This is a genomic window from Actinophytocola sp., assembly GCF_045807065.1.
GTDB lineage: Bacteria > Actinomycetota > Actinomycetes > Mycobacteriales > Pseudonocardiaceae > Actinophytocola.
On the sequence record NZ_JBJMIE010000371.1, the window covers coordinates 1 to 3,980 of the forward strand.

Consider the following 3,980-nt stretch of genomic DNA (forward strand, 5'->3'; position numbering starts at 1 on the left):
CGGCCGGCGGCGGTGTAGGCGGCGTCCGGGGCGGCCGCGGGCGCGGTCGGGCGTGTCGACTCGTCCCACAGGGTTTCTGGGGACAGGCGGGTGCCGTCGTCCGGGGTCGGGAGCACGCCGAGCCGCTCGACGACCGGCTCGACGTCCAGTGCCGGTGGCCGCGACTCCCGCGCGCGTTCCCGCTCGACCAGCTCACGCACGCCGGGTGCGACCTCCTCGGCGAAGCGGCGCAGATCGTCCTCGGTCTCGACCATCTGCACGAACCCGCTGATGCCCTCGGTCAGCGCCAGCTCGGCCAGCTGTTCGACCCACACCTTCGGCGGCCCCTGCAGGAAGCCGTCGCCGGTGAAGGAACCGCCGATGTTGTAGAGCCGGCGGATGTCGGCCGGCGAGCGACCGGCCTCCTCGGCCGCGTCGTCGATGATCTGGTTCATCTCGGCCAACCGCTCCGGCGGCGCGTACGGGCTCGACGGCAGCCAGCCGTCGGCCGCGCGGCCGGTCAGCCGGAGCATCCGCGGCTTGTACGCGCCGAGCCAGATGCCGATGTCGTGCAACGGGAACGGGCCGGGATGCGTGCCGTTCAGCGAGTAGTGGTCACCCCGGAACCGCACGCCGCGGCCGGGTGTCCACAGTGCCCTGATCACCTCGATGGCCTCGGCGAGTGCCGCCACCGCCTCGGCCGGGGAGCGGCGCGGGCCGCCCATGGCCGCGATGGCGTCCGCGAACCCGCCGGCGCCGAGCCCCAGCTCGACCCTGCCGCCGGAGATGATGTCGAGGCTCGCGGCGCTGCGGGCGAGGACCGCGGGCGGCCGGAGGGGCAGGTTGGCCACGTTGGGGAACACGCGCACGTTCGTCGTGGCGGCGGCGAGCACCGACAGCGAGGTCCACGTGTCCAGGAACGACGCCTGGTACGGGTGGTCCTGGAGGCTGACGAGCTCCAGGCCGAGGCTGTCGGCGGTCTGCGCCATCTGGAGCGCCTCGCCGAACCGGTCGGCGGCGGGCGGGAGGAACACGCCGAACTCGAGGGAGTGGCCGTAATCTGGCATGCCGACAGTATGCCACGCAGATGTTCTGTCATGCAGACGTTCTGTGGCGGCTATCATTGGTCGGGTGACGGCACTCGACGGCGATCTCGGCTGGACCCTCGGCGTGGTCTTCCGCGCGTACGTCAAGGCGACGAACGCGGCGGTCGGCGACCTGCCCGGCGGGCACCGCGGCTACCAGGTCCTCACCGCCGCGACCCGCGACCGGCCGGCGAGCCAGTCCGCGCTGTGCCAGCAGCTGGGCATCGACCGGACGGTCATGACGTACCTGCTGGACGACCTCGAACGGGCGAACCTCGTGATGCGGAAACCGGCGCCGACCGACCGCCGCACCCGGCACGTCGTCGCGACGGAGACCGGGCGCGCACGCCTCGCCGACCTGGACGCCCGCCTCGCGCACGCGGAGGCGCACGTACTGGCCGGGCTGTCCGAGGAGGCGCAGCGGAACCTGAAGGCGCTGCTCACACAGCTCGCCGCGCACGTCAACGCGCTCGACCCGGTGGACAGCACGTGCGCGGTGGTGGAGGATATCGCTGCGACCCGGCCGTAACCGATCGGTGTATTGACTAGCCAGCAGGGCTCGATGATAGTTAGGCAGATTGTCTAACCAATACCTGCGAGGCTCCACGTTGACACAACAGGCCGGCTCCTCCCGACTGCTCCGCGAGATCAACGAGTCCGTGGCGCTGCGCCTCCTGCTCGAACGCGGCCCGCTCACCCGTGGCGACCTGCGGGAGCTGACCGGGCTCGCGAAGCCGACCACGTCCGACGTCATGCGGCGCCTCCAGGAGGCCGGGCTGGTCCGGGTCGTCGGGCGCACCAGCGGCGGCCCCGGCCCCAACGCCGACATCTACGACGTCAACCCGGACGCGGGCTATGCCGCCGCGGCCTCCCTGCAGGAGAAGGACTCCAGCCTGGTCACCGCGGTGTGCGACCTGACCGGCGAGGTCCGCGCCCGGGTCACGACCAAGCTGGTCGACGACCCGGTCCGGTCGGTCGTCGAGGGCGTGCAGCAGGCCTGCCAGAAGGCCCGCATCCCCCGCAAGCGCCTCGACCACGTGCAGCTGGGCGTGCCGGGCGCGCACCACGACGGCACCATCCGGTACGTCGACGTGCCGGGCTGGTCGCGGCCCGGGCTCATCAACGACATCCGCGCGCGGCTGCGCACGCCGGTCAGCGTCGACAACGACGTGAACCTGGCGGCGGCGGCCGAGCGGTCGCGCGGGATCGCTCGCGAGGCGGACAGCTTCGCCCTGCTGTGGCTGGGCGAGGAGGGTCTCGGCCTCGGGATCGACCTGGGCGGCACGATCCTGCGTGGTGCCCGGGGCGGCGCGGGCGAGATCGGTTACATGCCGGTCAGCCTGCCGCGCCGCGATGACGTGCGCGACTTCCAGGACCTGGTCGGTGGGCCCGCGATCCTCGCGCTGGCCCGTGAGCACGGCATCGAGACCGAACGCGCCGCCACCGCGGCGACCAACGAAGAACTGCACCCCGCACTGGCCACCCGCATCGCCGTCGGCATCGCCGCGGTGGTGGCCGTGCTCGACCCCGCGCTCGTCGTCCTCGCCGGTGAGGTGGGTCAGGCCGGCGGCCCCGCGCTCGCGGACGCCGTCGGCGCGGCGCTGCGGGACCTGTCCGTGCTCGAGACCGAGGTCGCCGCCACGGGCCTCACCGAGGACGCGGTCCTGCTCGGCGCGCTCGACACCACCCTCACCGCGGTCCGCACCGCCCTGCTAGACCGCCGCTAGGAGGCCCTGTGTTCATCCGGTCGCACCGCTCGTCCGCCGGCCTGCTCCTTCCCCCGCCGCGGACCCGTCGCTCGTACCTCGCTGCCGAGCCCGCTCCTCAGTCAGCCCGCCGCGCGCTCCCGCGCTCCGCTCCCGCGCTCCGCCGCACCCTGCTCGCACTGGCCTCGACCGCCGTACTCGTCGCGGCCTGCACACCCGGCACCAACGCCAGCGACCAGATCGCGCCCGCCGGCCAGGAGGCCAAGGGCACCGTCGAGCTCTGGCACTTCTTCACCGACCGCGAGGCCACGGCCATCGACCGGGCCATCGCCGGGTTCGAGAAGGCGCACCCGAACATCCACGTCAACGTGACCTCCGGCCAGGACGACGCCAAGATGCTGCAGGCCATCTCGTCCGGCAAGGGTCCGGACGTCGGCCTGTCCTACTCCACCGACATCGTCGGCAAGTTCTGCTCGTCCGGCGCCTGGCGGGACCTGTCCCCCTACATCAAGCGGGACGGGATCGACCTCGACCAGTTCCCCCAGACCGTCCGCGCCTACACCTCCTACCACGACCGCCGCTGCGCGATGCCGTTCCTCGCCGACGTGTACGGCCTGTACTACAACAAGGAACTGTTGCGGCAGGCCGGTTACACCGCACCGCCCAGGACCATGAGCGAGCTCGCCGACATGGCCAAGAAGCTCACCAAGCGTGCGCCGGACGGCACGATCGAGGTCGCGGGTTTCCTTCCCCTGCTGAACTTCTACGAGCACACGCCGCAGCACACCGCGCCGCAGTGGGACGCCAGGTGGCTCACCAAGGACGAGAAGTCCGCCATCGGCACGGACCCGAACTGGGCCGCGATGCTCAAGTGGCACAAGGACCTCGTCGACTGGTACGGCTACGACGAGCTGCAGCGGTTCACCGCCGGCCTCGGTGACGAGTGGAGCGCCGACAACGCCTTCCAGCAGGGCAAGCTCGCGATGGCCATCGACGGCGAGTACCGCGAGGCGTTCGTCGAGGACCAGGCGCCGAAACTCGACTTCGGCACCGCTCCCCTGCCCGTCGCCGACAACCAGGCCGGCCGCTACGGCGCGGGTTTCGTCACGGGCAACGTGATGGGCATCTCCGAGAACTCGAAGAACCCCGAGGCGTCGTGGGAGCTGGTCCGGTACCTCACGACCGAGACGAACGTCATCGTGGACCTGTC

4 protein-coding genes are annotated in these 3,980 nt (G+C 71.8%); 3 read left to right on the forward strand and 1 reads right to left on the reverse strand.

Translation table 11 applies throughout. The features are described 5' to 3' along the window. Positions 1-1,046: LLM class flavin-dependent oxidoreductase (locus ACJ73U_RS21570; protein WP_407779479.1), on the reverse strand; the 1,046-nt coding region annotated here is incomplete at its 3' end. Between the two features lie 64 nt (positions 1,047-1,110). On the opposite strand from ACJ73U_RS21570, the gene ACJ73U_RS21575 reads away from it, so the two are divergent. The 3 genes from ACJ73U_RS21575 to ACJ73U_RS21585 all read left to right on the forward strand — a co-directional run. Beyond that, positions 1,111-1,593 carry a MarR family winged helix-turn-helix transcriptional regulator gene (locus tag ACJ73U_RS21575; protein ID WP_407779480.1) on the forward strand — a complete coding sequence of 161 codons (483 nt, stop codon included), beginning with the start codon at positions 1,111-1,113 and terminating at the stop codon, positions 1,591-1,593. Between the two features lie 79 nt (positions 1,594-1,672). Further along, positions 1,673-2,791 (forward strand): ROK family protein, encoded by a 1,119-nt coding sequence (locus ACJ73U_RS21580; RefSeq protein ID WP_407779481.1) that lies wholly within the window; start codon positions 1,673-1,675, stop codon positions 2,789-2,791. An 8-nt stretch (positions 2,792-2,799) separates the two neighbouring features. After that, positions 2,800-3,980 (forward strand): ABC transporter substrate-binding protein (locus ACJ73U_RS21585; protein ID WP_407779482.1); only part of this gene is annotated, 1,181 nt, incomplete at its 3' end.